Source organism: Lawsonella clevelandensis, assembly GCF_001293125.1.
Taxonomy (GTDB): domain Bacteria; phylum Actinomycetota; class Actinomycetes; order Mycobacteriales; family Mycobacteriaceae; genus Lawsonella; species Lawsonella clevelandensis.
Genome location: NZ_CP009312.1, coordinates 69,315 through 96,278 on the forward strand (window position 1 = coordinate 69,315; position 26,964 = coordinate 96,278).

Consider the following 26,964-nt stretch of genomic DNA (forward strand, 5'->3'; position numbering starts at 1 on the left):
CAGGGCAAGGAAGCCGTTATCCAAAACACACCTTAACGGGAATGTTGGTGATGGGAGCACCCACAGTCGCCATCAGCACAGTGATGATGGGCGTCCTCGTTAACAGCTGTGCGAGTGTGGTCATGGTCGATCCAAGCGGAGCTTTGCACGTCACTCGTTGCGCTGCCAACAACCGCGTCGAGATCTTCAAGAGCATGCCCCATACGATCGCGTTTAGTACGCAAGTAAGTGAGGTTCTCGGGAGTGACATCTAGTGGCAAATGAGCGCGTCCGGTGATCTCCACTCCATAACCTTCTAGGCCCTCTCGCTTGTCGGGATTGTTCGTCAGTAAACGCATAGAGCGCACACCGAGGTCGTAAAGAATCTGGGCTGCCGACGCGTATTCACGCGCATCTGCAGGCAATCCCAACTTGAGATTGGCGTCAACAGTATCTTCGCCCTCATCCTGCAAATGGTATGCACGAAGTTTGTTCAAAAGGCCAATTCCGCGACCTTCATGACCGCGGAGATAGAGAACAATACCGCGGCCCTCTGCATCAATCATGTCGAGGGAACGGTGAAGTTGGGGTCCGCAGTCGCAACGTCGAGATCCGAAAACATCGCCGGTGAGGCATTCTGAGTGTACCCGCACCAGCACGTCTCGTCCGTCATCGGCAGCAACGTCGCCCTTGACAACGGCGACATGCTCCTGGCCATCAATCAAAGAACGGTATCCGACAATCCGAAAGTTCCCGTACTTCGTGGGAAGATTGGCATCAGTGACTCGCTCTACCAGCTTCTCGTGTTGGCGACGCCACTGGATGAGGTCCTTAATGGAAATCATCGCGATCTTATGGTGGTTGCACCACTCACGCAGCTCAACGGCCCGCGCCATGGTAGTGGGATCTTTCTCAGAGACGATCTCGCAAAGTGCACCTGCCGGGGAAAGGCCTGCTAAACGAGCAAGGTCGACAGAGGCTTCAGTGTGACCGGCCCGCACCAGTACCCCGCCGGAGACAGCGCGGAGCGGCAAAACGTGCCCTGGCCGGTTAAGGCTAGCAGGACCCGCCACAGGATCAGCCAAGGTACGAATAGTCCGAGCACGGTCAGCAGCAGAGATACCGGTGGTCGTTCCTTGTGCTGCATCTACAGTAATAGTGTAGGCGGTCTTTCGGGGGTCTTCACTGTGTGCCACCATCGCTGGCAAATGCAGACGATCGCACAGCTCACCATCCATTCCGACACAGATGTAGCCGGAGGTGTAGCGAATCATAAAAGCAAGGAGCTGTGGTGTCGCCTTTTCGGCAGCAAAAATCAGGTCCCCTTCGTTTTCACGATTCTCATCGTCGACGACGACAACTGGCTGGCCAATGCCGAAGTCGGCAATGGCCTGCTCAATACTGTCGAATTCGATCACAGGTGGTGCGCTCCTTGGAGTCTGGGGGATGTCCTCATCGTACTTGTTACTGTACGGGATCATGAACCCGTCGCCACTCCGCCAAATCGGCGATGGAAATCATCGCGATCTTATGGCGGTTGCACCATTCACGCAGTTCTTCTCGCCGCGCCATCGTCGTCGGGTCTTTCTCGGAGACGATTTCACACAGTGCCGCTACCGGCTCATAGCCGGCGAGTCTAGCGAGATCAGATCCCGCCTCAGTGTGCCCCACTCGGTGGAAAACGCCGCCAGCTACAGCGCGAAGAGGCAGAACATGGCCAGGGCGATGGAAGTCACTTGCGACAGAGGCTGGATCACCGAGTTTCTTGATAGTGAGGGCTCGATCATGGGCAGAAATTCCGGTTGTGGTTCCTTCTGCAGCGTCCACGGACACGGTGTAAGCAGTGAGGCGACGATCTTCGCTCTTTTCCCACATAATGGGAAGAGCTAAACGATCGCAGATGTTCGCATCCATACCGACGCAGATATATCCCGAGGTGTAGCGGATCATAAAGGCAAGCAGCTCGGGAGTAGCTGCAGCGGCAGGGAAAATCAGGTCCCCTTCGTTTTCACGGTTATCATCGTCGACAACAACAACGGGACGACCTTGTCGGAATTCTTCAATAGCAGTTTCGATGCTCTCGAAAAGGCTCACGATTTCACTCTCGTTCTGTGGTGGTGACGTGTCTAGTATGGCCTATACAGGGGCGGACTAGAGAACTGGGATGGTGACAGATCTCTTACTTATAGGGAGTAAGGAGATGATCGACATATTTGGCGATCGCGTCGACCTCCACGTTTACTAGGTCTCCCACCTGCGCATCCCCAAAGGTGGTTCGAGCAAGAGTTTCCGGAATAAGGGAAACCTCTGCCCAGCAATCCCCCACTTCAGAAACAGTGAGGGAAACACCATTGAGGGTGATGGAACCTTTATACGCAACAAAGCGAAGGGTGTCGGGGCTAAGGGAGATGCGGACAACGCGCTCTGAGTTGATGGAGGAGATAGGTGCGGTGGTGTCGACATGGCCTTGAACTATGTGGCCGCCAAGACGGTCTCCCACTGCGATAGCACGTTCAAGATTCACGACACTTCCAGGGATGAGAGTTCCCAGCGTGGTGAGACGGAGCGTTTCATGCATGACATCAGCAGCGAATCCGTTGGACAGAATGTCAACGACAGTGAGGCAGACACCGTTGACGGCAATGGAGTCGCCCAGGGCCGTTCCGTCCATTACAGTGGAACACTCGATGCTGACGCGTTGTAGGGGGCTATTCGGCGTGCCGCATTCCACCGCGTCGGCGAAGACTCCACATTCTTCAACGATGCCTGTAAACACTAGAGCTTCCTCTCCAAAACGAGTTTGAGGTCTGCTCCTACTTTCTCACAACTCACAAACTGAAAGCGCTGTGCGTTCGGCAAGGTGTCAATAAGCGGGCTATGAGCAGCAGAGAGTCCCTGCCCGAGAATCATCGGAGCAGTGTACATCAATACTCGATCAGCATAGCCTCGGGCCAGGAGATCTCCCACCAACCGTGGGCCACCTTCCACCAAAACATCTTGATAGTCGGAGTCAGCAAAGTAGGTCAGTACATCCTCCCACTCCCGGGTACGGAGATGTGTCAAAGGCGCCGCAGCATACCCCTCGGAGATAGCGCAACTAGGAATTCCTGAAACATGAGTGAGCTCAACTTCGCCCGCTAATGCACTGGTACCAATAACATAGCGATGAGGTTGATGGGGGTAAAGGTTACCGTGCGGATCACGAGCTGTCAGCGCGGGGTTATCCGCTGCAAAGGTACCCGTTCCGACGACGATAGCGTCTACTCGTGACCGCTCGAGGTGCGCGTCGGCACGGGCTTCCTCACCAGTAATCCACTGGCTCGTGCCGTCAGCCGCAGCGGAAAAACCATCGAGGGTAGCAGCCATTTTAACGGTGACGCGAGGACGGCCTGTCTCTTGTTTATGAAGCCAGGCACCTAGACCACCTAGCCGAACCTGGGCTCGTTGGGCGTCATCGCCTTGTATACAGGTCACTCCACGCTCTGTGAGGTACTGTGCGCCGCCCCCAAACAAGGTAGTATCAGCGAAGACGTAATGCAACACCGTTATCCCTGCTTCCGCCAAGGCATGTGAACAGGGGCCTGTTTTCCCCCAACTATTACAGGGTTCGAGGGTAACGATAGCGGTCCCGCCACGTGCCGCCTCACCTGCCATCCGCAGAGCCTCGATTTCAGCATGAGGTCCACCAGGCGGTTGCGTGCACCCGATTCCGCACACATGCCCTTCTGCGTCAAGGATAGTAGCGCCGACAGGGGGGTTTGGAGTACTCAATCCGCGTGCATATTCAGCGGCACGGACGGCGAGCCAGAGGGCTTCTGATGGGCTGGCTGCTTGCCCCCGGCAAGAAAGGATAGTCTCTGGGAGTTGAGGAGACGATGTCATAACGCTTTATGCGACGGCTGCTTCTCGCAATTGCGCAATGGCAGCAGCACGGTCCGCCTGATTGTAGACGGCTGAGCCCGCAACAAAGGCGTCCACACCAGCTTGATACGACGCCCCGATGGTATCGGCAGCGATACCACCATCAATTTCGATAAGCGTGGACAACCCCCGACGATCGATTTCCTGGCGGAGTGCCCGCACTTTGTCGAGCACCTCCGCCATAAAGGACTGGCCTCCGAAGCCAGGTTCGACACTCATAATGAGCACCATATCAACGTCATCCAAAATATCGAAGTAGGGCTCAATCGCTGTCCCAGGTTTTACTGAGATAGCTGACTTTGTCCCCAGTTCCCGCAGCGTACGGCACAAAGCGGCAGGATCGGGGGACGCCTCCACATGGAAGGTGACGGAGTGGGCTCCTGCCTTTGCATAGTCAGGCGCCCACCGCTCCGGATCCTCGATCATCAAATGGACATCGAGAGGCATTTCCGTAACCTTGCTGACTGCCTTCATCACCGGCAAACCAAACGAAAGGTTGGGAACGAAGTGCCCGTCCATAACATCGACATGCACCCAATCTGCAGTGGCGATCGCATCCACATCATCAGCGAGATGTGCGAAATCAGCAGAAAGGATGGAAGGGGCAATAATTGGTTCACGTTGCATAGGTCAATTCTACTTCTGCGTCAAAGATGAAACCGGACGTTTGAGGAGCGAAACGAACATCGCATCGGTTCCGTGACGATGCGGCCACAGTTGAAGGAAGGGGGCACTAGTGACCTGCTGCGCTCCCCCACGTTGTGCCCATTCAGGCCACAACGCAGTGGCATCGAGAATATCGAGACCAGATTCTACTGCGACGTCTCGGACTACTGCCTCAGTCTCCCGTAAATGCGGGGAGCATGTGGAGTAGGCAATGACTCCACCCGGGCGAACCAATGTGGAAGCACTGATGAGAAGTTCTCGCTGCAGACGAGTGAGATCAGCGAGGTCACTGGGCTGCCGGCGCCAGCGTGACTCTGGTCGCCGACGGAGCGAACCGAGTCCCGAACAGGGTGCGTCTACCAGAATACGGTCGAAACCACCCTCCAGCCCGGTGTCACGGCCGTCAACTTCTACGACTGTAACTGGACGACCTTCGCAGGCGTTGCGGACTAAATCCGCACGATGATGGCTAGGCTCCACAGCCACCACAGTCGCGCCGGCGATTGCGGCCTCCGCACCCAAAAGCGCAGCCTTTCCCCCGGGTCCTGCGCATAGGTCAAGCCAACGCCCCTGGTCATCACCCTCTAGCGGAGCTTTACGAAGCGTCAACGCCACAATTTGCGATCCTTCATCTTGCACGCGAGCATGTCCTTCGCGGACAACCTCAAGTCGACCGGGATCTCCTCCTTCTGTGAGATGAACTGCATAGGGGCTCAGTGGGCTAATGTCGCCGCCTGTCATTGCTGCGACTTCCTCAGCCGTTGCTTCCCCCGGCAGAGCCACCAGGTGAACGATGGGCCGGGTATCATCTGCTGCGAGGGCAGCAGCAAGCTCTGGGGAATCCTCATCGACTCGCAATGCTCCCGCGAATGCTTCCGCAATCCAGCGAGGATGGGCCGTGCGGTACGCTAAGGCACCAAGGGGGTCATGGGTGGCCTGTGGGCAACAACGCTCTTGCCACTCCTCAGGGGTGCTGCGCGAGATGGTCCGCAACACGGCATTGACGAATCCCGCCGACCCCTGTCCGCGTTCAGCTCGGACTAGCTCCGTTGAGGTGGCGACAGCAGCGTGCTGCGGAACGCGCGTACGCAATAGCTGGTACGCTCCGATGCGCAGAACATCAAGAAGGTCCCCATCAATATCCGCGACCGGACGGTGGGCAGCCTCCGCGATAATAGGATCGAGGACTCCTTGGGCGCGTACGGTTCCGTTGGCAAGTTCTGTTGCGAAGGCAGCATCTTGCTTGTTCAGATGGCGATGTCGGAGCTCTTGGGAAAGCATGATGTTGGCGTATGCCTCATCCGCTCGCACGGCACGAATAACGGTTAGTGCAGTCTCCCGTGCGGGATCTTCCACCACTGTTCCACGGCGCCGGTGAGCATGGTGCCGCTTCGGTGCAGAGGAGCCGTTCCGCTCCTGCTGTTTCCCTTCCTTGGGCATGGCCTCGACAGTCGCTCGGGAAGGTTCTGCATTCCGCTGTTTGGCCGCGGTTTTGGAGCGAGATCGGAATCCACCACTCATTGCATAACCTCGTCTCCGCACAAATGCGCACCACGGGCCCAATCTGCTGCATTCATCATTTTTTTCCCTGGTACCTGGATAGCAGCTAACTGGATTACTCCAGTCGCAGTTCCAACAAGCACATGTTTGCCAGTAAAGAAGAGCTGCCCGGGAGCAAGTGCGACCCCAGAACTGGAAAGCCGATGGACAGCAGTCGGATGCAAAGGCTCGACGCTACCAATCTTCAGTCGTACTTCTCCCAACATGGTCCATGCACCAGGTGTCGGTGTCATTGCTCGAATATGTCGATCGACAAGATGCGTTGGAAGTGACCAGCGAATACGGGCGTCCTCGGTAGAAATCTTCGAGGTATAGCTCACTCCGTCATGTGGTTGTGGAAGCGGTGTCAGGGAGCCCTCCGCAATACCGTCCATGGTGTCGATGAGGAGACGCGCGCCCTGTTCTGCGAGCCGCTGCATCAGCGTATCGCTCGTGTCTGTGGGGCGAATGGTTTCGGTGACTGTACCGAAAATAGGGCCGGTATCCATTCCCTCGTCGAGGCGGAAGGTAGTCGCGCCAGTTAACTCATCGCCTGCCGCAATGGCAGATTGGACAGGTGCCGCACCACGCCACTGGGGTAGTAAGGAAAAGTGGAGGTTTACCCAACCGTGCTGCGGGATCTCCAAGACAGCCGGCCGGAGAAGTTGACCGTACGCTACAACCGGGCAGCAGTCTGGGCGGTAGCTAGCGAGCTGCGTGAGAAACTCTGGATCGCTCGCTGAGTGCGGCTTGAGCACAGAAATTCCGTGTTCTTCGGCACATAACGCCACAGGAGAAGGGCGAAGCTTCCGGCCGCGGCCATACGGGGCATCTGGTTGGGTAATAACCGCTACCACTTGATGACGAGGAGAGTCGCAGAGAGCCTGCAATGATGGAACCGCCGCTTCCGGGGTTCCTGCGAAAACCAGCCGCATAGAGCGCCTTTCTTAATGAATGAAGGAGACCCGATAGGTGGGTAAAGGACGTCACAAGATACGTTAGCCCTGTGGATGCAGGAAGGGTTGCCCGAACCACTGCGAGTTGCGAACCTCCGCCATAGCAAGCTTTCGATCCTCAGCGCGTTGCTGTTTCATAAACATAATGCCATTAAGGTGGTCGGTCTCGTGCTGAATACACCGTGCCAACAGCTCGGTGCCCTCGTACTCCACTGGATTCCCCTGACAGTCCCGTCCCCGAACGATCACATGGTTATAACGTTCCACATTGCCGTAGACCCCAGGTACAGAGAGACATCCTTCCATGCCGTACTGCATCTCCTCCCCTCTGGGCTCCCATTCAGGGTTAACAACGTGGCCAGCCTCACCATCTCCACAATCAAAGACAAAAAGTCGTAAGGACACACCAACTTGAGGCGCAGCAAGTCCTACACCATTATCTGCACGCATGGTGTCAAACATATCTTCCACTAGCTTCTCCAAGGCACCGTCGAATTCCGTTACCTCATCGGCACGTGTGCGAAGTACAGGGTCGGGGAAAAGTCGGATGGGAAGAACAGCCATAAAAGTCCTTTCACAGAGTCGCTCTCTACCAGCAAGTCTAGTCATTTCAGCAGTCAAACGCTGCATAGCGCAGATATCAACCAATATGGACAGGATCCACCTGGATGCGAACGGGTTCAGCACGGTTACTAGCCGAACGATACCGGACGATTTTGCGCACTGCGCCAAGCAGCTCAGTGAACTGAGACGGGTGTACGCGGAGTAATATTCGCACGGGTTCGTCATCGATATCAGTACTCCCCGCCGGTAAAGCAGCAAAAGCGGGAAGCTCGACTGGCCCTAGAGTTGTCACCGGCACCTCAGCATTGATTTCTCCAGCACATTCGGTAACTGCAGCAAAAGCCCCATCAATAGCAATGAGATGTTGGCTGGGTGGCAGCTGCGCGTTTTTTCTCTCTAGACGAAGCCTTTCGGCCACTCCACACGGGTCCCATCGGATCAGCCCTTGCACAAGGGGATGTGATGGATCACCAGCAACAATAGCCTCGCCGCCATACGCAAACGGGCGTACGAGGCGGACCGCGTTGCACCAAAGCCGCAGTGTGTCCTCTTCGGCAGACAGGTCTGGCCGTTGTGTTAACGCCCAGGGATCTAACATCACCAGTGCACCGTATCCAGTTGGTGCTAGTGGTTCACTACCTGGTGTGGAGACGACAATTGCCGGACCTATGGGAATGGTTTCCTTCCGTTCATCGCCATAGGAAAGAATGATGGGAAAACCGGGGAATGCGCGCCCTAGTTCCTCAGCAGTTCGCCCTGCCCCTATGGTTGCGGCACGCAATTTATGGCTTCCACAGTGCGGGCAGGTAAAACGTGGCTCTGGAGTTCCACACCAACGGCAAACAGGCAGCTGTGCTTGGTCAGTACGTCCCCGGCTATGTGGCAGGCTTAACGGACCTCCACAGTGTCGACAGCGGGCAGGCTCGTGACAATTTCCACAGACCAAAGTGGGAATATACCCTCGTCGAGGAACCTGGAAAAGGGCGGGTTCTCCTCTTTCTAAAGAGGCTTTGACCGCCCGGAATGCTGTGTGAGGAATGCGTGCTGCACGAGCGAGAGGGTCGCGCTCCAGGGCCTTTTCCGAATCCCCAGGGGCAGTTATCCGCGGCAAGCTAGCCTTCAGCTCTGTGCGTTCTGGCTGAAGATAATGGGCCCAGCCGTCAGCGACACGCTGACTCATCGCGATGCTAACCATCCATCCTGCCGCAAGAAAATTAGCGCCTTCAGCTTCAGCACGGTGAGCCAGCACATCCCGCGGATGTGGATAAGGCGCTCGTGGATCTGCGAAAATATCATCGCCGTCATCAAGGAGAAGCACGGTGTGAAGGTTCGGTAAAGGGGTAAAGGCAGCTGCCCGGGTACCAATGACAACATCCACTGCCCCATACAACGCATGTAGCCAGGTGCGATAACGCGGTGCTTGGCCAGATGCGGCAGATAGTCCCACAATGCCATCACTACCCAAAGTGTGTCGCACGTGTGTCAGTAAAGGATCGAGATCGTATTGATCTGGTACCAGCACCAGCACCGCCCCTCCAGAGTGCCGGGCAATCCGAATAAGATCGCACACTCGTGCGGCAAGATCTTCATCGGGAAGAAGCTGCCATGCGGCCCGCACTCGTTGGCCGGGTAGCGCACCCACCATACTGGTACCCCAGCGGTAACGCGCCCACGCTGTCTGAGACTCTGCGGAAAGCATAGGTTCACAATCCACGCCGGTGTCGGTATCAACAGCACGCGGTGTCGGAAGATCCTCTTTGTCGACCCTGGAAACACGAGGCGGGACAGCTAGCCTTATGACGTCAGCGACAGTGCCTGCATAGCGACGGGCGGTCCATTCCACCAGTTCCCGAAACGAGCCAGTAAGAACCTGATGTGAAGAGACTACTTTGCGAAGCGGTGTCAGTTCTCCTGGATAGTCGCTATCTTCAAGCCGTTCAAGGACGTATCCATCAACCTGGCGTCCATGGAAGGTCACTCGGACCCGTGTCCCTGGTTGGGCTTCCTCCGCAAGCTCAGCGGGAACAGAGTAATCAAAGCCTCGGTCCAAATGCGGAACATCAAGTAATGGGAGAATCCGCGCAATGGGGTTTTCCGCAGCGAGACGTGAGGAACTGGCCATGCTTTATTCTTACCAGAGATAGAAGTTAAGCCCGTGTCTTCGCGACACGGGCTTAACCACTGTGTATGTGTGCTAGGCCTTAAGACCTGCAAGCGACGCTAGATCAGCAGCACGGTCAGTGTTTTCCCAGGGCAGTTCGACATCGGTACGGCCAAAGTGCCCGTAGGCTGCGGTCTGCCGGTAAATGGGACGGAGAAGATCGAGATCACGCACGATAGCGCCCGGACGCAGATCAAAAACTTCTTCGATGGCAGCTTGAATGCGTAGCGGATCGCACTTTTCGGTCCCGAACGTTTCAACAAATAGCCCAACTGGGGCAGCCTTGCCAATAGCGTAGGCGACTTGCACCTCAATACGGTCAGCAAGACCAGCGGCAACAGCGTTCTTAGCTACCCAACGCATTGCGTAAGCAGCAGATCGGTCGACCTTCGATGGGTCTTTTCCGGAGAATGCACCGCCGCCGTGGCGAGCCATACCACCGTAGGTGTCGACGATGATCTTTCGGCCGGTCAAGCCGGCGTCTCCCATAGGACCACCGAGTATAAAGCTGCCCGAGGGGTTGACCAGTAGACGGGGATCCTCCGTGTCGAGTCCAGAGCCAGTAAGGCCATCCAACACCGGGTTAAGCACACGATCGTGGATAGCTGGAGCCAATTCGCTCTCCAAGTCGATACCGGCGTCGTGCTGAGTCGAGATAATCACGGTATCGAGGCGAACCGCCTGATGGCCGTTGTACTCGATAGTGACCTGTGTCTTGCCATCAGGACGAAGCCACGGCAGTTCCTGGGTTTTGCGTTCCTCAGCCAACCGACGGGACAGTCGATGGGCCAATGCGATAGGTAGCGGCATGAGTTCGGGGGTGTCGGTACACGCGTAACCAAACATCAAGCCTTGGTCGCCCGCACCCTGACGGGACATTTCATCCCCATCCGATTCTGTGCGAACTTCGTGGCTGACATCGACACCATCAGCGATCTCCTGCGACTGACGGCCAATAGAGATGTTGACGGCACAGGTGTTTCCGTCAAAGCCCTTTGCCGCATCGTCATATCCGACATCCAGGATGGCTTTACGAACGGTTGCGTCAACATCGACGCTGGCATTGCTACGAACCTCTCCGGCAATGTGAACTTGACCGGTGGTAGCGAAGGATTCAACGGCGACATGTGAGTAAGGGTCTTGCTCTAGGTAGGCGTCCAGCAACGCATCACTAATAGCGTCGCAGAGCTTATCGGGATGGCCCTCTGTAACCGACTCGCTAGTGAAGAGACGGCGAACATTGCTCACGATATAATTCCTCGTTTCTGCTGTATGGGCAGATGCTTTTAGACGACATGCGAAGAATGAAAAGGATCGCGTTTTCATCCTCGTATAGCTTACGCGGTAGCCCGACGAAAGGCCCAGACGAAATGAATGTTTGCCTAACTTAGAGTAAAAACCGCCCTACCGTCAATCTATGACGGTAGGGCGGCACTTGCTTTTGTTGAGCTACTCGGTAGCGAGCGAGGGGGCGTTTCCGACAGTGGAAACTACTCCCCTTCCGTGTACTCGAGAAGGTCAGCATCAATCTCGCGTAGCGCGATGGACAGCGGCTTCTCGTGCAAGCGGGGCTCCACTAGCGGACCAACGTACTCGAGGATGCCCTCAGCAAGCTGGTTATAATAATCGTTGATCTGGCGCGCTCGCTTCGCAGCGAAGACAACGAGCGCGTACTTGGACGACACTTTGTCGAGAAGTTCGTCCAGCGGCGGATCGGTGATACCGATCGGCGGCTCGTAGGGCTTCGGTGCTGCAAGACCTTCAGCTAGGCTCTGTTCAGCCACGTTTTGTGCCTCCGTGTGCCTGAGAGTATTACCGTTCAACTTTAGGGGTAACGCTCGGAACAGGCAAATTAGTTATGTTCAACGTCAGTTGATTCCCCAACAGGATATCAGCTCAGAAACAGCGTCTTCGAGATCGTCGTTCACGATAATGCGATCGAATTCGGTCTGCGCTTCCAGTTCCGCCAAAGCAGTATGGAGCCGACGCTCAATAACCTCCTGGGATTCAGTTCCCCTCCCTACCAGGCGATCAACCAAAATTTCCCAGCTGGGGGGTGCTAGAAACACAAGTTGAGCATCGGGCATGGAATGCCGAATTTGCCGGGCACCTGCCAGGTCCACTTCTACCAAAACCGGACGTCCAGCATCCATTGCTGCAACGACAGGTTCGCGAGGCGTCCCTGAGCGTTGTAGTCCACCATGAATGTCTGCCCATTCGAGCAATTCATTGTTGTCGATGTAGCGCTGGAACTCAGGTTTCGAGACGAATAAGTAGTCTCGCCCATCAACTTCGCCGGGGCGAGGTTCGCGCGTCGTCACAGACACCGAAAAGTAGAGGTTGGGAACTAGTTCGCGAAGCCTTTGGACGACAGTTGATTTACCTACGGCAGAAGGGCCGGCTAGCACTACCAGCCGACCCTTCTGGGTAGCTTTGTCGTTCGAGTCTGTGGATACGCTAGAGAGGGCTCGTTCAGTCTCGTCGGACACGGTGAAAACTACTCACCGAAACCGAAACGCTCGAGCAGGGCACGACGCTGACGGTCGCCCAGGCCACGGAGACGGCGGGTAGGAGCAATTTCCAGCTCGGTCATGATTTCCTGAGCCTTCACCTTGCCGACCTTAGGGAGAGCTTCGAGAAGGGCAGAGACCTTCATCTTGCCGATGATTTCGTCAGTTTCAGCGTTCTTCAGGACTGTCTTAAGATCGGTCTCACCCTTCTTCAGGCGATCCTTGAGCTCGGCGCGGGCACGACGAGCAGCAGCAGCCTTCTCAAGCGCGGCAGCGCGCTGTTCGGGGGTCAATTCAGGAAGGGCCACGATTCCTCCGTATCAGATAACTTTTATCAACGGAACACAGTTTTTCGGTTCCGGGTGCTTGAGACTCAAGCACCAGACTTGTGTCGTTTATTTTCTTAGATAGCGTAGCACCAAACGACCAGGTACAACGCAACACAGCAGCATGTTTTCCCAGTTTAGACGAAAAATTCAGCGTTCAACTGAGAAAGCCGTGCTGCCAAGTCTTCCACAGACGGGCCGCATTCTAAAAGTGCCCGCGAAATACTAGGGACTCCTAAAGTGCCACCATGACCGACGATCCGGTCCACGTCTTCCTTCGTAGCGCCCTGCACTCCCACGCCAGGTAGGAGCACGGGACCACATAGATTCTCAAGAATAGGCGGATGAGGGACAGTTGCGCCAACCACCACGCCGAAGGACCCAATTCCGTACTGCACTTTTTCCCGATTATTCAGCTCGCTGAGATAATCAACGATCTCCTGTGCGACACTCTGACCTGCGGGAAACGGCATCTGGTCAGTGTGATTAAGTATTGCATCCTGCAGGGAAGCACCCTCTGGATTCGACGTACGGGCAAGGACGAAGATGCCTCGCCCAGTCTCCCGCGCAGCGTTATACAAAGGTGCTAAAGACTTGACTCCTAAGTACGGAGAGACAGTCAATGCATCGCTGGCGAGCGGAGAGTCATCGCGCAACCAGGCATCTGCATACCCTTGGTTGGTCGACCCAATATCGCCGCGCTTGGCGTCGGAGACCACTAGAGTTCCAGCCTCACGCAGGTCGGCAAGTGCCTTCTCTAACACGGCAAAACCTTGCGAACCGAAGCATTCAAAAAAAGCTACCTGGGGTTTGACTAGTGCTACACGCCCGCTAAAGGCCTCCACGCAGATACGCGTGAACTCAGTGAGTCCCGCGAGATTCCAGTCCAGCCCCCACTGACGCAGTAGAGCAGCATGAGGGTCTATTCCTACGCACAACCGACCAGTCTGCGCGCAGGCTCTCCGGAGTGCGACACCAAAGGGCTTGGTGGGCGCGCACAAGGCTGTCACTAGCGAGTCCGATCCATCCGATGGAGTTCCTGCAGCGAGTGCACGGTGAAATCTTCGTCAGCGCGCAGGGCTTCAATGCCTTGGACGCACGCACCGGCACCAGACACGGTCGTGACGCACGGAACACCACGCGATACTGCGGCGGCCCGGATACCGTAGCCATCTTCCCGTGAACCGGAATTGCCCTTGGGAGTATTAATGATGAGATCGATTTGTCCGTCGCTGATAAGGTCAACGATGCTACCAGCGCCTTCTGGGCGGTCGTCATCACCTGTCTGTTTGTATACCTGGACACAGTCAATACCATTGCGACGCAGCATATCGCTGGTTCCACCAGTAGCCATGATACGGAAGCCCATGTCGAAGAGACGACGGGCTGGGAACACCATAGCGCGCTTGTCAGTATTAGCCACTGAGATAAAGACTGTGCCTTCCGTAGGCAGGCTTCCGTAAGCAGCAGTTTGGCTTTTCGCAAAAGCCTTACCGAAGTTGGTGTCGATGCCCATTACTTCGCCAGTGGACTTCATTTCGGGCCCAAGCAGAGTGTCGACTCCCTCTCCGTCGGCTTTCCGGAACCGGTTAAAGGGAAGCACCGCTTCCTTGACGGAGATGGGGTGGCCCATGGGGATGGTTCCCCCGTCACCTTCAGCCGGCAGCATGCCTTCCTTACGGAGGTTCGCGATAGTATCTCCCAGCATGATGCGGGCACAGCACTTGGCGAGTTGTACAGCCGTCGATTTAGAGACAAACGGAACGGTGCGGGAAGCACGGGGATTCGCTTCCAGAACATAGAGAGTATTGCCTTTGAGAGCGTATTGAACGTTCATGAGGCCCTTAACCCCAATGCCCATAGCAAGGGCTGCGGTAGAACGGCGGACCGCTTCGATATCGCCGCGGCCAAGCGTCATCGGAGGTAGGGCGCAAGCAGAGTCACCGGAATGGATACCGGCCTCTTCTACGTGCTCCATAATGCCGCCAAGGTACACCTCTTCCCCGTCGCAGAGAGCGTCAACATCAATCTCAATGGCGTCATCGAGGAAGCGGTCAACCAGGACCGGGTGTTCGGGGCTAAGCTCAGTGGCCCGCTCAATGTAGTCACGCAGTGACTCTTCGTTATACACGATCTCCATACCACGTCCACCCAGAACGTAGGAGGGACGCACCAGAACGGGGAAACCGATTCCATTGGCGACTTCAGCGGCTTCCTCGAAGGAGGTTGCGGTGCCGTACTTAGGGGCGGGAAGACCAGCGGCGGAAAGGACTTTACCAAACTCGCCACGATCCTCGGCCAGATCGATAGCAGCGGGCGAAGTTCCGACAACTGGGACACCCGCTTCCTCCAGTTTGGCAGCTAGCGAGAGCGGAGTTTGCCCACCCAGCTGCACGATGACGCCAGCCACATCACCAGAAGCACACTCAGAGCGGTAGACTTCGAGGACATCTTCGAGGGTCAGCGGCTCGAAGTAGAGGCGATCGGCAGTGTCGTAGTCGGTCGATACTGTCTCCGGGTTGCAGTTGACCATGATGGTCTCATAGCCGGCAGCAGAAAGAGACTGGGCGGCATGAACGCAGGAGTAATCAAACTCAATACCTTGGCCGATACGGTTGGGGCCGGAACCCAAAATGATGACCTTCGGTCGATCCTTTTGGAGTGCGACTTCGGTTTCAGCTGCAGGGTCAAATTCATAGGTGGAGTAATGGTATGGAGTCTTCGCCTCAAACTCTGCAGCGCAGGTGTCAACAGCTTTATAGACGGGATGAATACCTAAGCGGCCGCGAAGTTTACGGACTCCCGCCTCACCATCGATCTCCGGACGGAGTGAAGCGATTTGGCGATCGGAGAAGCCGTTGTTCTTTGCTAATTGGATGATCTCCGCAGTAAGGACTGGTGCATCCACAACCTCGTTTCGAACGTCAACGAGCCCGCGAATTTCGCCCAGGAACCACGGGTCGATACCAGTAGATGCATACAGATCGTCAATGGAGACTCCCTGCCGCAGCAGGTATTCAACGGTGTAGATACGGTTTTCGGTGGGGCGTTTGACCTCTTCCATGAGGTCCTCAATGGACTTCTTGCCAGCGTTTGTGATGATGTCGTCGGGACGGATCCAGAACCCTGCATACTTGGTCTCCAGGGAGCGCAGAACCTTGTTGAGGGATTCTCGGAAGCTACGTCCCAGCGACATGGCTTCACCCACTGACTTCATGGTCGTGGTCAGCGTATCATCCACACCTGGGAACTTTTCAAAAGCGAAACGCGGTGCCTTCACCACGACGTAGTCGAGAGTTGGCTCGAAGCTAGCGGGTGTTTCCTTCGTAATATCATTCGGGATTTCATCCAGCGTGTAGCCGATCGCCAGCTTGGCGGCGATCTTCGCAATGGGGAAGCCGGTCGCCTTGGACGCGAGTGCGGAGGACCGCGAAACACGCGGGTTCATCTCGATGATGATGAGCCGCCCAGTCTTCGGGTCCTGGGCGAACTGGATATTACAGCCACCCGTATCGACACCGACAGCACGCAAAATAGCGATCGACTGGTCGCGCATGATCTGGTACTCACGGTCAGTGAGCGTCATCGCGGGAGCAACGGTGATGGAGTCGCCAGTGTGCACGCCCACTGGGTCAAAGTTTTCGATAGAACAGACGACCACGACATTGTCGTTGTGGTCACGCATAAGCTCGAGCTCGAATTCTTTCCACCCGAGGATGGATTCTTCGATAAGGACATTAGCGGTGGGGGAAGCAGCGAGGCCGCCGCCCGCGATCCGCTCAAGATCCTCCATCGTGTAGGCCATACCGGAGCCCAGTCCACCCATTGTGAAGGAAGGGCGGACCACCACGGGGAGGCCAAGTTCAGCCACCGTCTCGTGTACTTCCTCCATCGTGTAGCAGACGCGGGAGCGTGCCGATTCGCCACCGATCTTCTCGACAATGTCCTTGAAGGTCTGGCGATCTTCGCCACGCTGAATGGACTCGAAGGAGGCACCGATCAGTTCGACGTTGTACTTCTCTAGCAGACCGCGGTCATGGAGGTCGACAGCGGCATTCAGAGCGGTCTGTCCGCCGAGTGTGGGGAGCACAGCGTCGATGGGATGGCCGTCAGCTGCTTCTTTCTGGAAGATCTTCTCAATGTAGTCAGCTGTGATGGGCTGAACATACGTTGAATCTGCGAATTCCGGATCCGTCATGATGGTGGCCGGGTTCGAGTTGATGAGGGAGACACGGATGCCTTCCTGCTTCAACACCCGGCAGGCTTGGGTACCGGAGTAGTCAAATTCGCAAGCTTGGCCAATAACAATCGGGCCAGAGCCAATGACGAGAATGTGGTTGAGGTCTTCGCGACGTGGCATTTACTTCTGTCCCTTCTTGCCGTGCGACTCAAGGAGGTCGACGAACTGGTCAAAGAGGTAGTTTGCGTCGTGCGGACCGGCGCAGGCCTCGGGATGATACTGAACGGAGAATGCACTGCCATCGAGCAGTTTGACACCTTCCACAGTGTCATCATTGGGACAGCTGTGGGAGATGAGGGCGCGCCCGTAGGGAGTATCGAATTCCATTCCGGGCTCACCCTCCAGCGCAAAACCATGGTTTTGCGAGGTGATAGCAATGCGGCCGGTCTGATGGTCTTTCACCGGGATATTGATACCGCGGTGGCCGAACTTCATCTTGTAGGTGTCGAGGCCAAGTGCACGGCCGAAAATCTGGTTACCAAAGCAGATACCAAAGAGCGGCATCTCGTTCTCGAGTGCAGCATTGGCCAGGGCGATGGGAGCGGTAGCTGTGATCGGGTCTCCCGGGCCGTTGGAGAAGAAGAGACCATCAACATTGAGCTCTTGGATCTCTTCCCAGGTAGTTGCAGCGGGCATCATGTGGACACGGAGGCCACGCTTGACGAAGTTACGCGGGGTGTTGGCTTTGATCCCGAGGTCGATCGCTGCAATGGTGAAGCGATGCTCCTCTACCGGCTCCAGAGTGTACATCTCCTGCGTGGTTACTTCGCTGGCGAGATCTTGCCCAGCTGCCGGTGGCTGACTGCAGACCTTCTCTAACATCTCGTCTTCGCTTGTGATCGAGTCGCCAGAGAAGATGCCTGCTAGCAAACTTCCTTTCGTGCGGAGATGCCGCACGATGGCACGGGTGTCAACATTTTGGATGCCGACGATCTGCTGTTCTTCTAGCTCGTCCTGCAGCGCGTGGTCGAGGCGCCAGCTGCAGGGTTGGTGCGCATAATCGCGAATAACGTAACCGGCGACATAGATACGTCCCCGCATTCCATTGCGAACAGCGTCGTTGGTGGGCTCGGCGGTCATGGACTCGCCATCAACCAAGTTCCATCCGGTGTTGCCGATCTGCGGCGCTGTAGAGACCACAATCTGGCGGCGGTAGGAGGGGTCCGTCAGAGTTTCCTGGTAACCGGTCATTCCGGTGGTAAAAACAGCCTCACCCAGGGTCTCCCCTACGGTTCCAAAGGCATGCCCGCGGAAGATGCGTCCATCTTCGAGCACGAGGGCTGCCGGAATTCGTTCGCTCACTATTCCTTCTTTCCTAATCTATGCGCTTTGTGGTCCTAGAGGGCGGCTTCACCGTCACGCGCCGTGACGCGTCCGCGAAGTACCGTGAGCACTGGGCGAGCACGGAACTCCATACCTTCGTAGGGAGTATTGGAGGCGATGGAGGCAAGTTCTTCGCCATGGACACACCAGCCAGCGTCAGGGTCGATGACGGTGAGGTTTGCGGGTTCGCCAACTTCGAGCGGGCGCCCATGGTCGGCTAGTCCGACAAGTTTGGCAGGGCGTTCGCTCATGATTCGTGCGATATCGCGCCAGGTCATACGACCGGACTCCACCATCACCTGAGCCATAATGGCAAGGGAGGTTTCAAGACCCAGCATGCCGTTTGCCGCTTTGGCGAATTCGCAACAGGTCTCTTCTGAGCCATGGGGGGCATGATCGGTGGCGACGCAGTCGATGACTCCATCAATCAACGCCTGCTGAAGTGCTTCATTATCTGACTCTTCACGTAATGGCGGGTTCACCCGGTAGACGCCGTTATAGGTGGGAAGTACTGAGTCGTTCAGGAGGAGATGGTGCGGGGTGACTTCAGCAGTGATGTTGACGCCCTGCTCATGCGCCCACTTCAGAAGTTCAACGGTGCCTTTGGTGGAGGCATGGCAAACGTGAATATGGGCGTGTGCATCGCGCGCGAGAAGAATATCGCGAGCCACAATGGACTCTTCCGCTGCGCGTGGCCAACCTTTCATCCCGAGTTTAGCGGCCATCGGCCCCTCGTGGGCGATGGCACCTTCTGTGAGGCGATCTTCTTCCGCATGCTGTGCGATTGTTGCCCCAAGCCCAGCTGCGTACTCCAGTGCACGCCGCATAACGAGAGGGTTATTGACACATTTGCCATCATCGGAGAACCAACGAACCTGGGCCTTTCCCTTGTTCATCAGACCCATTTCAGACAGTTCCTTGCCCTGTAGCCCCACCGTAATTGAACCCACCGGATAGACATCGCATAAGCCAATTTCCTGGCCCTTGCTCCACACCATCTCCGCCAAGTTGTTGTTATCGATAACAGGATTGGTGTTGGGCATGGTGTAGACAGCGGTAAAACCACCGATAGCCGCAGCAGCGGAGCCACTGGCAATAGTCTCTGTATCCTCCCGACCAGGTTCACGGAGGTGTACGTGGATGTCGACAAAACCGGGGAGAAGGACATTGCCGCGGCCGTCATACTCTTCGCATTCTGTGGGAAGAGTGGTGAGAGTGCCGTGGGCAGCAATGTTATCGATGCGGCCGTCATGAACAAGAACGTCGACAGCATCCCCTTCGCCGTAGAGGCGGACGTTGCGGATGATAAGTGCAGTCATAGTGTCTTTCTTCATAATTGCGCCTCGCGGTCACCGGTGAGAAGCGTGATGAGGATCGCCATACGAATGTGAACACCGTTGTTCACCTGCTGGAGAACAGCGGATTGCGGGGAATCAGCAACATCAAAGTTGATTTCCATGCCACGAATCATAGGACCCGGGTGCATGATGATGGCATCGTCACGAAGCAGCGCGTGACGCTTCTTGCTCATTCCGTACAGCGCGGCATACTCACGCACGGATGGGAAGAATGCTTCGCCAACCTTCATGCGCTCTTCTTGGACGCGCAGTAACTGGACAGCGTCGGCATCGCGCAACTCGGCATCAAGGTCGTGCGAGACACGGCAGGGCCAGTCTTCGACACCAACGGGAAGCAGCGTAGGAGGGGCGACGAACACAATTTCTGCCCCAAGTTTAGAGAAGAGGAGAAGGTCAGAGCGAGCTACACGGGAGTGGAGAATGTCGCCAACAACCACCAGTTTGCGACCGTCGAAACCGCCATGATGCTGGCGGAATGTGAGCGCGTCGAGAAGCGCTTGGGAGGGGTGTTCGTGCTGACCATCACCAGCGTTGATGACAGAGGGGCCGTGTACCCCGTCCGGGCATAGCCACTGTGCCAATTGCGCGGGTGCACCGGAATTAGGATGCCGGACAATAATGGCTTCAGCTCCAATAGCGGTCAAGGTTTGGCCAGTATCCTGTAGTGACTCGCCCTTCTTTACCGATGAACTGCCTGCCGAGATATTGACGACATCGGCGCTAAGCCACTTTCCGGCAGTTTCGAAACTGCAGCGTGTGCGAGTGGAATTTTCGTAAAAAACAGTGAATACAGTACGCCCGCGCAGAGTTGGAAGCTTTCGGATTTCTCGTTCCAGTAGAGAGGATTTCAGCTCATCTGCCAGATCGAGAAGGGCAAGGGCACTGTCTTTGTCGAGATCGTTGATCGAGACGAGGTGCTTCACTCTGCCTCTCCTCCTGCGATGTCCCGAGTGAGGACGACTTCGTCTACTCCGTCCAATTCATCCAAATGAACGTCCACGCCTTCGGCCCGTGCTGTTGGAATATTCTTTCCCACGTAGTCTGGTCGGATAGGAAGTTCACGATGTCCGCGGTCGACAAGAACCGCTAGCTGGATAACATCCGGTCGGCCAATGTCGCGAAGCGCGTCGAGCGCTGCACGCACGGTTCGTCCAGAGAAAAGAACATCATCGACAAGAATGACGAGTGTGCCATCAATCCCGTTACGGGGAATCTGAGTCTCACCCATGGGGCGGGGGCGACGTTGGCGAAGATCATCACGGTAGAGGGTAATGTCGAGAGATCCGGCTTCAGGGGAATTGCCGGTAAATTCAGCAATCTTTGCAGCAAGTCGGTGGGCGAGGTAGCTACCTCGCGTAGGAATGCCCAAGAGGACAACGCGTTTCGATAACGATTCGTCGAGCGCTGTCTTTTCAATGATCTGATGGGCGATTCGTGCGACGGTGCGAGATACATCCGCAGCGTCAAGCAGTTGCACGTTGTCGTTCATCCTGACCTCCTTCTCCGCCTCGCTGGACGGCTTGTTAAAGGATGTCTGCTCTGAGGTTTAAGTGTAGCAGCCTCAACCCTGCTCACACATATCATAACGATCGTAACCTGAAGGTTTTCCCTTCAGGTTACGATCCGTTTATTGAGGCACTCGTAGTGGTTAGTCAGCGTCGTTCTTTCGTTCCACCGCATGAGCTGCAGGAGGGGTGTCAACTTGCTCTTCCGCCAGCTCGACAGTGGTGGTATAGGACAGCTGTTCCTTGACGACATCGCGATCGCGCAACACTTTGTCGAGCACTCCATTGACGAAACGCGGAGCATCGTCATCCGAATACTCCCGTGCCAGGCTCACAGCCTCATCAACAGCCGCTAATGCCGGCACATCATCGGTGAATAGAAGCTCCCAAACGCCAATTCGAAGTGCTGTGCGGTCTACCGCAGCAAGCCGGCCCAAGGACCAATCTGTGAGGTAGGACGACAGAATCTCATCGATTCGATCAATCTCTTCGGCGACGCCGGTAACAATCGTGATGGCGTAGTCGCCGACGAGTGGCATTCCGCCTTCCCCACGCTGAGCCAATGCGAGGGCGTAATCGCGCCGGTTTTCAGCGAGCTCAACAGGATCAACATCCCGACTTTCTGCTTCGAAGAGCAGAGTCAGTGCACGCTGACGAGCTTTATGCCGGCTGCCAGAATGACGCGGGCGGGCAGTTTTGCCCGCCCCCGTTACGGAGAACTGTGCTGGATTAGTTGTTGACACGGCTCAAGTAACGACCATCTCGAGTGTCGATGCGCAGAACGTCACCGGTATTGATGAAGAGAGGAACCTGCACTTCGGCGCCAGTCTCCAGAGTTGCCGGCTTGGTGCCAGCAGAAGAACGATCGCCCTGCAGGCCCGGATCAGTATGTGCCACCGTGAGGTCAACGGCAACTGGCAGGTCGGCAAACAGCGGTACGCCTTCGTGCATAGACACCTGAATAGTAGTGTTCTCAAGAAGGAAGCGAGCTCCATCACCCAAGATTTCGGGGCCGACGGTAATTTGATCGTAGGTGTCCTCGTCCATCAGCACGAAGTCGTTGCCGTCCTTGTAGAGGTAGGTGAAATCGCGGCGGTCCACAGTTGCGGTATCCACTTTGACACCAGCGTTGAAGGTCTTATCAACGACCTTGCCAGTGACAACATCCTTCAGCTTGGTCCGAACGAAAGCAGGGCCCTTACCCGGCTTAACGTGCTGGAATTCTACGATCTGCTGCAGTTTGCCATCAATCTGCAGTACCAGGCCATTCTTGAAGTCTGCGGTACTCGCCACAATGAGCTCTTTTCTGTCGAAATGTCTAGGTAGTCGAGAGGAGTGCAGTCCTCTGCAACTAGTACTTCATGGAGTTTACTAAACGTGCAGCAATTCTGCGGAAAGCGCCTGCAGAGAGCGTACATTTCCGCACTCTTCGAGCACGTAGGTGTTTTCTATTCGAACTCCTCCACGCTCGGGGAGATAGATCCCGGGCTCGATCGTGAATACTGAACCGGCGACTAGTTCTTCCGGTGAACCGCTGCGCACCCAGGGATGCTCATGAATGTCTACTCCAACTCCATGGCCAGTTGAGTGCCCGAAGTACGGGCCATACCCGGCATCATCAATGACTGAACGGGCAGCCTTGTCGAGGTCTCCAGCGGAAACCCCCGGATGCACCTCTGCGAGCGCTGCCTGATGCGCACGCCACACGCAGTCAGCGATCTCTTCTTGCCATGCGGTAGACTCTCCGACACAGAACGTGCGGGTGCAATCTGAGTGGTACCCTCCTACTACTGCACCAAAATCAATGACGATGAGATCGCCAGCAGCAATCGGGGTACTGTCGGGTGAATGATGTGGGATTGCACTGTTAGCTCCAGTGCCTACGATTGTCTCAAAGGAGACGCCCTCGGAACCACGAACTTTCATAAGGTAATCGAGGCGTGCTGCCACCTCAATTTCGGTAGCACCTGGCAGTAGGGTTTCTTCCTCAATAAGCTGCTGCAGCGCAGCTTCGGCACACTGCGCAGCGTGATCGAGCGCAGTAATCTCACTGTCGTCTTTAACCGATCGTAACTGTGCAATGTGAGCAGATACATCGTTAAGCAGGCCCATAACCCCTGCAGAAGTGATGTCCTGCTGTGTACTCGAACTCAGCCACGCCGCCAACTCTTGGTAGTCCAGCCAGTTGAGGAACTCCCCATCCACCCCCAGTGTGTTTGCCTGCAGATGCCGCATTCTACCCACTTCAGTCAATGCGGCACTACCGCGCGAGCTGCAAATCTCTACCGCAATTCCAGGACATTCTACAGAAGCTTGGAGCGTGTAACGGCCATCGGTGATGAGAAAGTCGTTATCCGCAGTAGAGCTATCAATCCAGAGAAGGGCGTTAGAACCCGAAAAACCGGTAAAGTAGCGGATCGAGCTGAGCCCGAATAGTGCGATCGCCTCAGCCTCTACTGAACGGCGAAGCCGATTGCGCCGCTCAGCATAGTTGTCTGCAGTTGTCATTGTTACCTCTTCTGTCTTCAGTGGTTAGCTCTGCTGCGCAAACCAGCGCAACGCAAGGCGGTAGACGTCTGTGCCAAGCCCAACGATCACTCCTGTGGCGATAGCGGAAAGGTAGCTGTGGTGACGAAACTCTTCACGAGCGTGGACGTTGGAGATGTGAACTTCAATGAAGCCAGCATGGTCTGCAAGTTCAGCACAAGCATCGCGTAGCGCAACTGAGGTATGTGTGAGTGCACCAGCGTTGAGGATGACGGGTTCCTGCTTGTCCGCGCAGTCATGCACCCAGCTCAGGAGTTCCATTTCTGAATCGGTTTGTTTGACCTCGATCTCGACTCCCAGGTCGTCTGCGTCGCGTTCCAGAATAGCGGTGAGGTCAGCGAAGGTGGTCGACCCATATACTTCGGGTTGACGCTTTCCCAGTCGTCCCAAGTTCGGACCGTTAAGTACGTGGATCATTCCTTCTCCTTAGTGTTCGCTAACGTCAGCATAGGCAGCAGCGAGTTGTTCTGGGGTCGGATTCTCCAATCGGACAGGCTTTCCGAAGCCGTCGAGCACGACAAAACGAAGAACTCCGGTGCGGTTCTTTTTATCAGAGTACATAGTGCTAGTGAGCTCTTCCAAGGCCCCCGCATCGTAAGACGTAGGCAGTCCCACCGCTGACAAGATGTGGCGGGTACGGTCCACCTCTGCATCGGTGAGAAGACCCGCGGTGCGAGCCAGAGCGGCCGCGAAGACCATTCCCACCGCAACTGCGTTGCCATGCCGCCACAGGTACTGTTCCCGTTGTTCGATCGCATGTGCCAAGGTATGGCCATAGTTGAGGTTCTCGCGAAGGCCCGATTCACGGAGGTCACAGCTTACAACGTCGGCTTTCACCTGTACCGAGCGACACACAAGTTCGTGGAGCACTGGTCCGTCGACATCAAAGATGGCCGCGGGATTGTCTTCCACGAGTTCAAGAATGCGTTGGTCGGCAATGAATCCGCACTTCACTACTTCCGCCATACCGGATACGACTTCAGCGCGTGGAAGCGTGTGAAGAACATGCAGATCAATGAACACTCCCTGCGGCTCATGAAACGTCCCCACCAGGTTCTTACCGATGACGTTATTGATCCCGGTCTTTCCGCCTACTCCAGCGTCGACCATGCCGAGCAGGGAGGTGGGGCAGCTAATGAAAGCAATCCCACGCATCCATGTGGAGGCAATGAAGCCAGCAAGATCTGTCGCCGCTCCGCCCCCGACACCCATGATGACGTCTGCCCGAGTAATACCGGCTTTACCGCACTTAATCCATAGCTCCTCCGCAACAACAAGCGTCTTCCCTGCCTCTGCATCAGGGACGGGGAAAAGATGGACAACACTGCCGTTTTCTCGCAATGCTGCGGCGATCTCTGCCACAAAATAAGACACACTCTCTTGGTAGACGATACCGACGTTCCGAAATCGGCCACCCAACTCAGCAATTGCCGGAACGAGGTGCGATCCGATTCGCACGTGATAGGGGTGAGCTGCGTTTACATCGATTACAGTTGCTGCCATCTCAGTCTCTTTCAGTATTAGTCGTCGTCCACGTCGGCGGTAAGCCGAGCACGGCCGAGAAAAGCACAAATCCCATCAATCACGTCGAGAGGTTTGCGGTGCTCAGGGCGAATAGTGAGATCGGCAACCTCTTGATAGTAGGGGCGGCGAATACGTCGCAGCTGACGGTAGTGTTCAGCAGGGTCCTTAGCAGCAAGAACTGGTCGAGTAGACGTATCCGCGGTGCGCCGAATTCCCTCTGCTGCCGAAATATCCAAGAAAATAACGGGAACCTCAGCCAGCAACGTGCGGGTTCGAGAGGAGAGAACCGCTCCGCCGCCTAACGCCAGAATACCCTCGTGGTGAGCCAGACACTCTGCGACAACGTCCTCTTCAATTTCGCGGAATGCAGATTCACCAAGCTCCGCAAAAACCTCTCCGCAGCTTTTCCCGTATTGCTCCTCTATAACCTGGTCGGTATCCAGGAAGGGTAGCTGCAGCGCGCGGGAGAGACGTTTTCCAGCGGTCGTTTTTCCCGAGCCAGGAAGTCCCACGAACACACAGAGAGGGGCAAAACCTACTGCTCCCATGTGAGACGTTCCTTCACATACTTTTGGTAGGCACGGTAGTTCCGGCGAGTTTCCGCAAGAGTATCTCCACCGAATTTCTCCAATACTGCTTGCGCTAGCACCAGTGCCACCATCGCTTCGGCAACGACACCGGCGGCGGGTACGGCGCACACATCAGAACGCTGGTGGATAGCCGTTGCCGAAGCACCTGTTTCCATATCGACGGTCGCTAAGGCTCGTGGCACGGTGGAAATAGGCTTCATGGCTGCTCGCACTACCAGTGGTTGGCCATCTGTCATACCACCTTCCACACCGCCGGCATGGTTCGAGCGACGGATAACGCCCACCTCGGCAGGATCCATTTGATCGTGGGCAGTAGATCCACGGCGCCGAGCCAGTGCAAAGCCCTCACCGATTTCAACGCCTTTAATGGCCTGAATACCCATGAGCGCACTGGCCAGTCTGGCTTCCAAACGGCGTTCTCCCGAGACAAAAGACCCAAGGCCAATCGGTAGCCCATGAACGACCACCTCCACGACACCACCTAGCGTGTCTCCGGCTTTCCGTGCCGCATCGATTTCCGCGATCATGCTGGCCTCGGCGTCGGGGTGGGAGGCCCGTACGGGGCTCTCGTCGATACGTGCTTGGTCAGCACTGGTGGGTAGTTCGTCTTCGCCGTAGAGGGCAGAGTCCCCAATGGAAAGTACACGAGAGACGACGTCAACGCCCATCACCTCACGGAGGATCGCGCGTGCGACGGTACCGGCTGCGACTCGGGCAGCTGTCTCGCGGGCAGATGAACGCTCGAGAATGTTCCGGGCGTCTTCTGCACCATATTTCAGCATCCCTGCAAAGTCGGCGTGTCCTGGGCGCGGCCGGGTAAGGGGTTGGTTGCGCGCAAGATCGTCAATATCAGCGGGGTCTATGGGGCTGGGGGACATAATCTTCTCCCATTTCGGCCATTCGCTATTGTCAATTTGAATGGCGATAGGCCCGCCCAGTGTTCCGCCGTGCCGCACTCCAGTGAGAATGGTGACGCGGTCTTGCTCGAACTTCATACGCGCACCACGGCCGTAACCGAGTCGACGACGTGCCAGTTGTGCGGAGACCTCATCAGCGGTCAGCGGAAGGCCAGCGATAACGTCCTCCACGAGTGCGATCAGCGCTTGGCCGTGGGATTCACCTGCAGTAGTCCATCGAAACACGGTTCTATTCTGTCATGTTTCGATTCGTTCCCCTATCTCACTCCCCTGTTGTGCAGCATTTTCGGCAGCTGAGTGAATGGTTACTGACGTAATAGCTAACGTCAGAATCCCAG

Annotated in this window: 25 protein-coding genes and 1 pseudogene; all 26 read right to left on the reverse strand. The window is 56.1% G+C overall.

Features of this window, described 5'->3' with window-relative positions; translation table 11 throughout:
* Nucleotides 1-32 precede the first annotated feature (32 nt).
* Entirely contained in the window at nt 33-1,397 is a 1,365-nt protein-coding gene (locus IY73_RS00340; RefSeq protein WP_063665711.1) for a bifunctional 3,4-dihydroxy-2-butanone-4-phosphate synthase/GTP cyclohydrolase II, read from the reverse strand.
* Nucleotides 1,398-1,443: 46 nt separating this feature from the next.
* Nucleotides 1,444-2,073 carry a 3,4-dihydroxy-2-butanone-4-phosphate synthase gene (gene ribB, locus IY73_RS00345; protein WP_053961317.1) on the reverse strand — a complete coding sequence of 210 codons (630 nt, stop codon included), beginning with the start codon at nt 2,071-2,073 and terminating at the stop codon, nt 1,444-1,446.
* Between the two features lie 85 nt (nt 2,074-2,158).
* Nucleotides 2,159-2,755 (reverse strand): riboflavin synthase, encoded by a 597-nt coding sequence (locus IY73_RS00350; RefSeq protein ID WP_053978648.1) that lies wholly within the window; start codon nt 2,753-2,755, stop codon nt 2,159-2,161.
* Complete coding sequence (gene ribD, locus IY73_RS00355) at nt 2,755-3,861, reverse strand: bifunctional diaminohydroxyphosphoribosylaminopyrimidine deaminase/5-amino-6-(5-phosphoribosylamino)uracil reductase RibD (protein ID WP_082345248.1); 1,107 nt, start codon at nt 3,859-3,861, stop codon at nt 2,755-2,757. Before ribD ends, IY73_RS00350 begins: the two co-directional genes overlap by 1 nt.
* 6 nt (nt 3,862-3,867) lie before the next feature.
* Complete coding sequence (rpe, locus tag IY73_RS00360; protein WP_053961319.1) at nt 3,868-4,527, reverse strand: ribulose-phosphate 3-epimerase; 660 nt, start codon at nt 4,525-4,527, stop codon at nt 3,868-3,870.
* A gap of 9 nt (nt 4,528-4,536) precedes the next feature.
* Nucleotides 4,537-6,006 (reverse strand): RsmB/NOP family class I SAM-dependent RNA methyltransferase, encoded by a 1,470-nt coding sequence (locus IY73_RS00365; protein WP_390175772.1) that lies wholly within the window; start codon nt 6,004-6,006, stop codon nt 4,537-4,539.
* Nucleotides 6,007-6,083: 77 nt separating this feature from the next.
* Entirely contained in the window at nt 6,084-7,040 is a 957-nt protein-coding gene (gene fmt, locus IY73_RS00370) for a methionyl-tRNA formyltransferase (protein ID WP_053961320.1), read from the reverse strand.
* 63 nt (nt 7,041-7,103) lie between these two features.
* The gene (def, locus tag IY73_RS00375) at nt 7,104-7,625 is read right to left on the reverse strand and encodes a peptide deformylase (RefSeq protein ID WP_053961321.1); all 522 of its coding nucleotides are present in this window, start codon (nt 7,623-7,625) and stop codon (nt 7,104-7,106) included.
* 76 nt (nt 7,626-7,701) lie between these two features.
* Nucleotides 7,702-9,747, reverse strand: coding sequence for a primosomal protein N' (locus IY73_RS08275; RefSeq protein ID WP_148417434.1), 2,046 nt, complete (start codon nt 9,745-9,747; stop codon nt 7,702-7,704).
* 72 nt (nt 9,748-9,819) lie between these two features.
* On the reverse strand, nt 9,820-11,037 hold the full coding sequence (gene metK / locus IY73_RS00390; protein ID WP_053962612.1) for a methionine adenosyltransferase: 1,218 nt from the start codon (nt 11,035-11,037) through the stop codon (nt 9,820-9,822).
* A gap of 239 nt (nt 11,038-11,276) precedes the next feature.
* Entirely contained in the window at nt 11,277-11,570 is a 294-nt protein-coding gene (rpoZ, locus tag IY73_RS00395; protein WP_053961324.1) for a DNA-directed RNA polymerase subunit omega, read from the reverse strand.
* Nucleotides 11,571-11,654: 84 nt separating this feature from the next.
* Nucleotides 11,655-12,275 (reverse strand): guanylate kinase, encoded by a 621-nt coding sequence (gene gmk / locus IY73_RS00400; protein ID WP_082345253.1) that lies wholly within the window; start codon nt 12,273-12,275, stop codon nt 11,655-11,657.
* Between the two features lie 8 nt (nt 12,276-12,283).
* A complete protein-coding gene (gene mihF, locus IY73_RS00405; RefSeq protein WP_053961325.1) occupies nt 12,284-12,604 on the reverse strand; it encodes an integration host factor, actinobacterial type in 321 nt (106 codons plus the stop codon).
* Between the two features lie 155 nt (nt 12,605-12,759).
* Nucleotides 12,760-13,623 carry an orotidine-5'-phosphate decarboxylase gene (gene pyrF / locus IY73_RS00410; RefSeq protein WP_053979175.1) on the reverse strand — a complete coding sequence of 288 codons (864 nt, stop codon included), beginning with the start codon at nt 13,621-13,623 and terminating at the stop codon, nt 12,760-12,762.
* A gap of 8 nt (nt 13,624-13,631) precedes the next feature.
* The gene (gene carB / locus IY73_RS00415) at nt 13,632-16,982 is read right to left on the reverse strand and encodes a carbamoyl-phosphate synthase large subunit (RefSeq protein ID WP_053961326.1); all 3,351 of its coding nucleotides are present in this window, start codon (nt 16,980-16,982) and stop codon (nt 13,632-13,634) included.
* On the reverse strand, nt 16,983-18,164 hold the full coding sequence (gene carA, locus IY73_RS00420; protein WP_082345255.1) for a glutamine-hydrolyzing carbamoyl-phosphate synthase small subunit: 1,182 nt from the start codon (nt 18,162-18,164) through the stop codon (nt 16,983-16,985).
* 35 nt (nt 18,165-18,199) lie between these two features.
* Complete coding sequence (locus tag IY73_RS00425) at nt 18,200-19,504, reverse strand: dihydroorotase (protein ID WP_053979176.1); 1,305 nt, start codon at nt 19,502-19,504, stop codon at nt 18,200-18,202.
* Between the two features lie 11 nt (nt 19,505-19,515).
* Nucleotides 19,516-20,466 (reverse strand): aspartate carbamoyltransferase catalytic subunit, encoded by a 951-nt coding sequence (locus IY73_RS00430; RefSeq protein WP_053961328.1) that lies wholly within the window; start codon nt 20,464-20,466, stop codon nt 19,516-19,518.
* A pseudogene (gene pyrR, locus IY73_RS00435) lies at nt 20,463-21,077 on the reverse strand (bifunctional pyr operon transcriptional regulator/uracil phosphoribosyltransferase PyrR); the annotation flags it as partial. The gene IY73_RS00430 and the pseudogene pyrR, both read right to left, overlap by 4 nt.
* A 114-nt stretch (nt 21,078-21,191) precedes the next feature.
* A complete protein-coding gene (gene nusB, locus IY73_RS00440) occupies nt 21,192-21,692 on the reverse strand; it encodes a transcription antitermination factor NusB (protein ID WP_053962616.1) in 501 nt (166 codons plus the stop codon).
* An 85-nt stretch (nt 21,693-21,777) separates the two neighbouring features.
* Entirely contained in the window at nt 21,778-22,341 is a 564-nt protein-coding gene (gene efp, locus IY73_RS00445) for an elongation factor P (protein WP_053961330.1), read from the reverse strand.
* A gap of 78 nt (nt 22,342-22,419) precedes the next feature.
* Complete coding sequence (locus IY73_RS00450) at nt 22,420-23,556, reverse strand: M24 family metallopeptidase (protein WP_053978649.1); 1,137 nt, start codon at nt 23,554-23,556, stop codon at nt 22,420-22,422.
* 24 nt (nt 23,557-23,580) lie between these two features.
* Nucleotides 23,581-24,012, reverse strand: coding sequence for a type II 3-dehydroquinate dehydratase (aroQ, locus tag IY73_RS00455; protein ID WP_053961332.1), 432 nt, complete (start codon nt 24,010-24,012; stop codon nt 23,581-23,583).
* Nucleotides 24,013-24,021: 9 nt separating this feature from the next.
* Entirely contained in the window at nt 24,022-25,098 is a 1,077-nt protein-coding gene (gene aroB / locus IY73_RS00460) for a 3-dehydroquinate synthase (RefSeq protein ID WP_053961333.1), read from the reverse strand.
* A 17-nt stretch (nt 25,099-25,115) separates the two neighbouring features.
* Entirely contained in the window at nt 25,116-25,667 is a 552-nt protein-coding gene (locus tag IY73_RS00465; protein WP_053961334.1) for a shikimate kinase, read from the reverse strand.
* Nucleotides 25,655-26,851, reverse strand: coding sequence for a chorismate synthase (aroC, locus tag IY73_RS00470; RefSeq protein WP_053961335.1), 1,197 nt, complete (start codon nt 26,849-26,851; stop codon nt 25,655-25,657). The genes IY73_RS00465 and aroC overlap by 13 nt, the downstream gene beginning before the upstream one ends.
* Nucleotides 26,852-26,964: the final 113 nt, after the last annotated feature.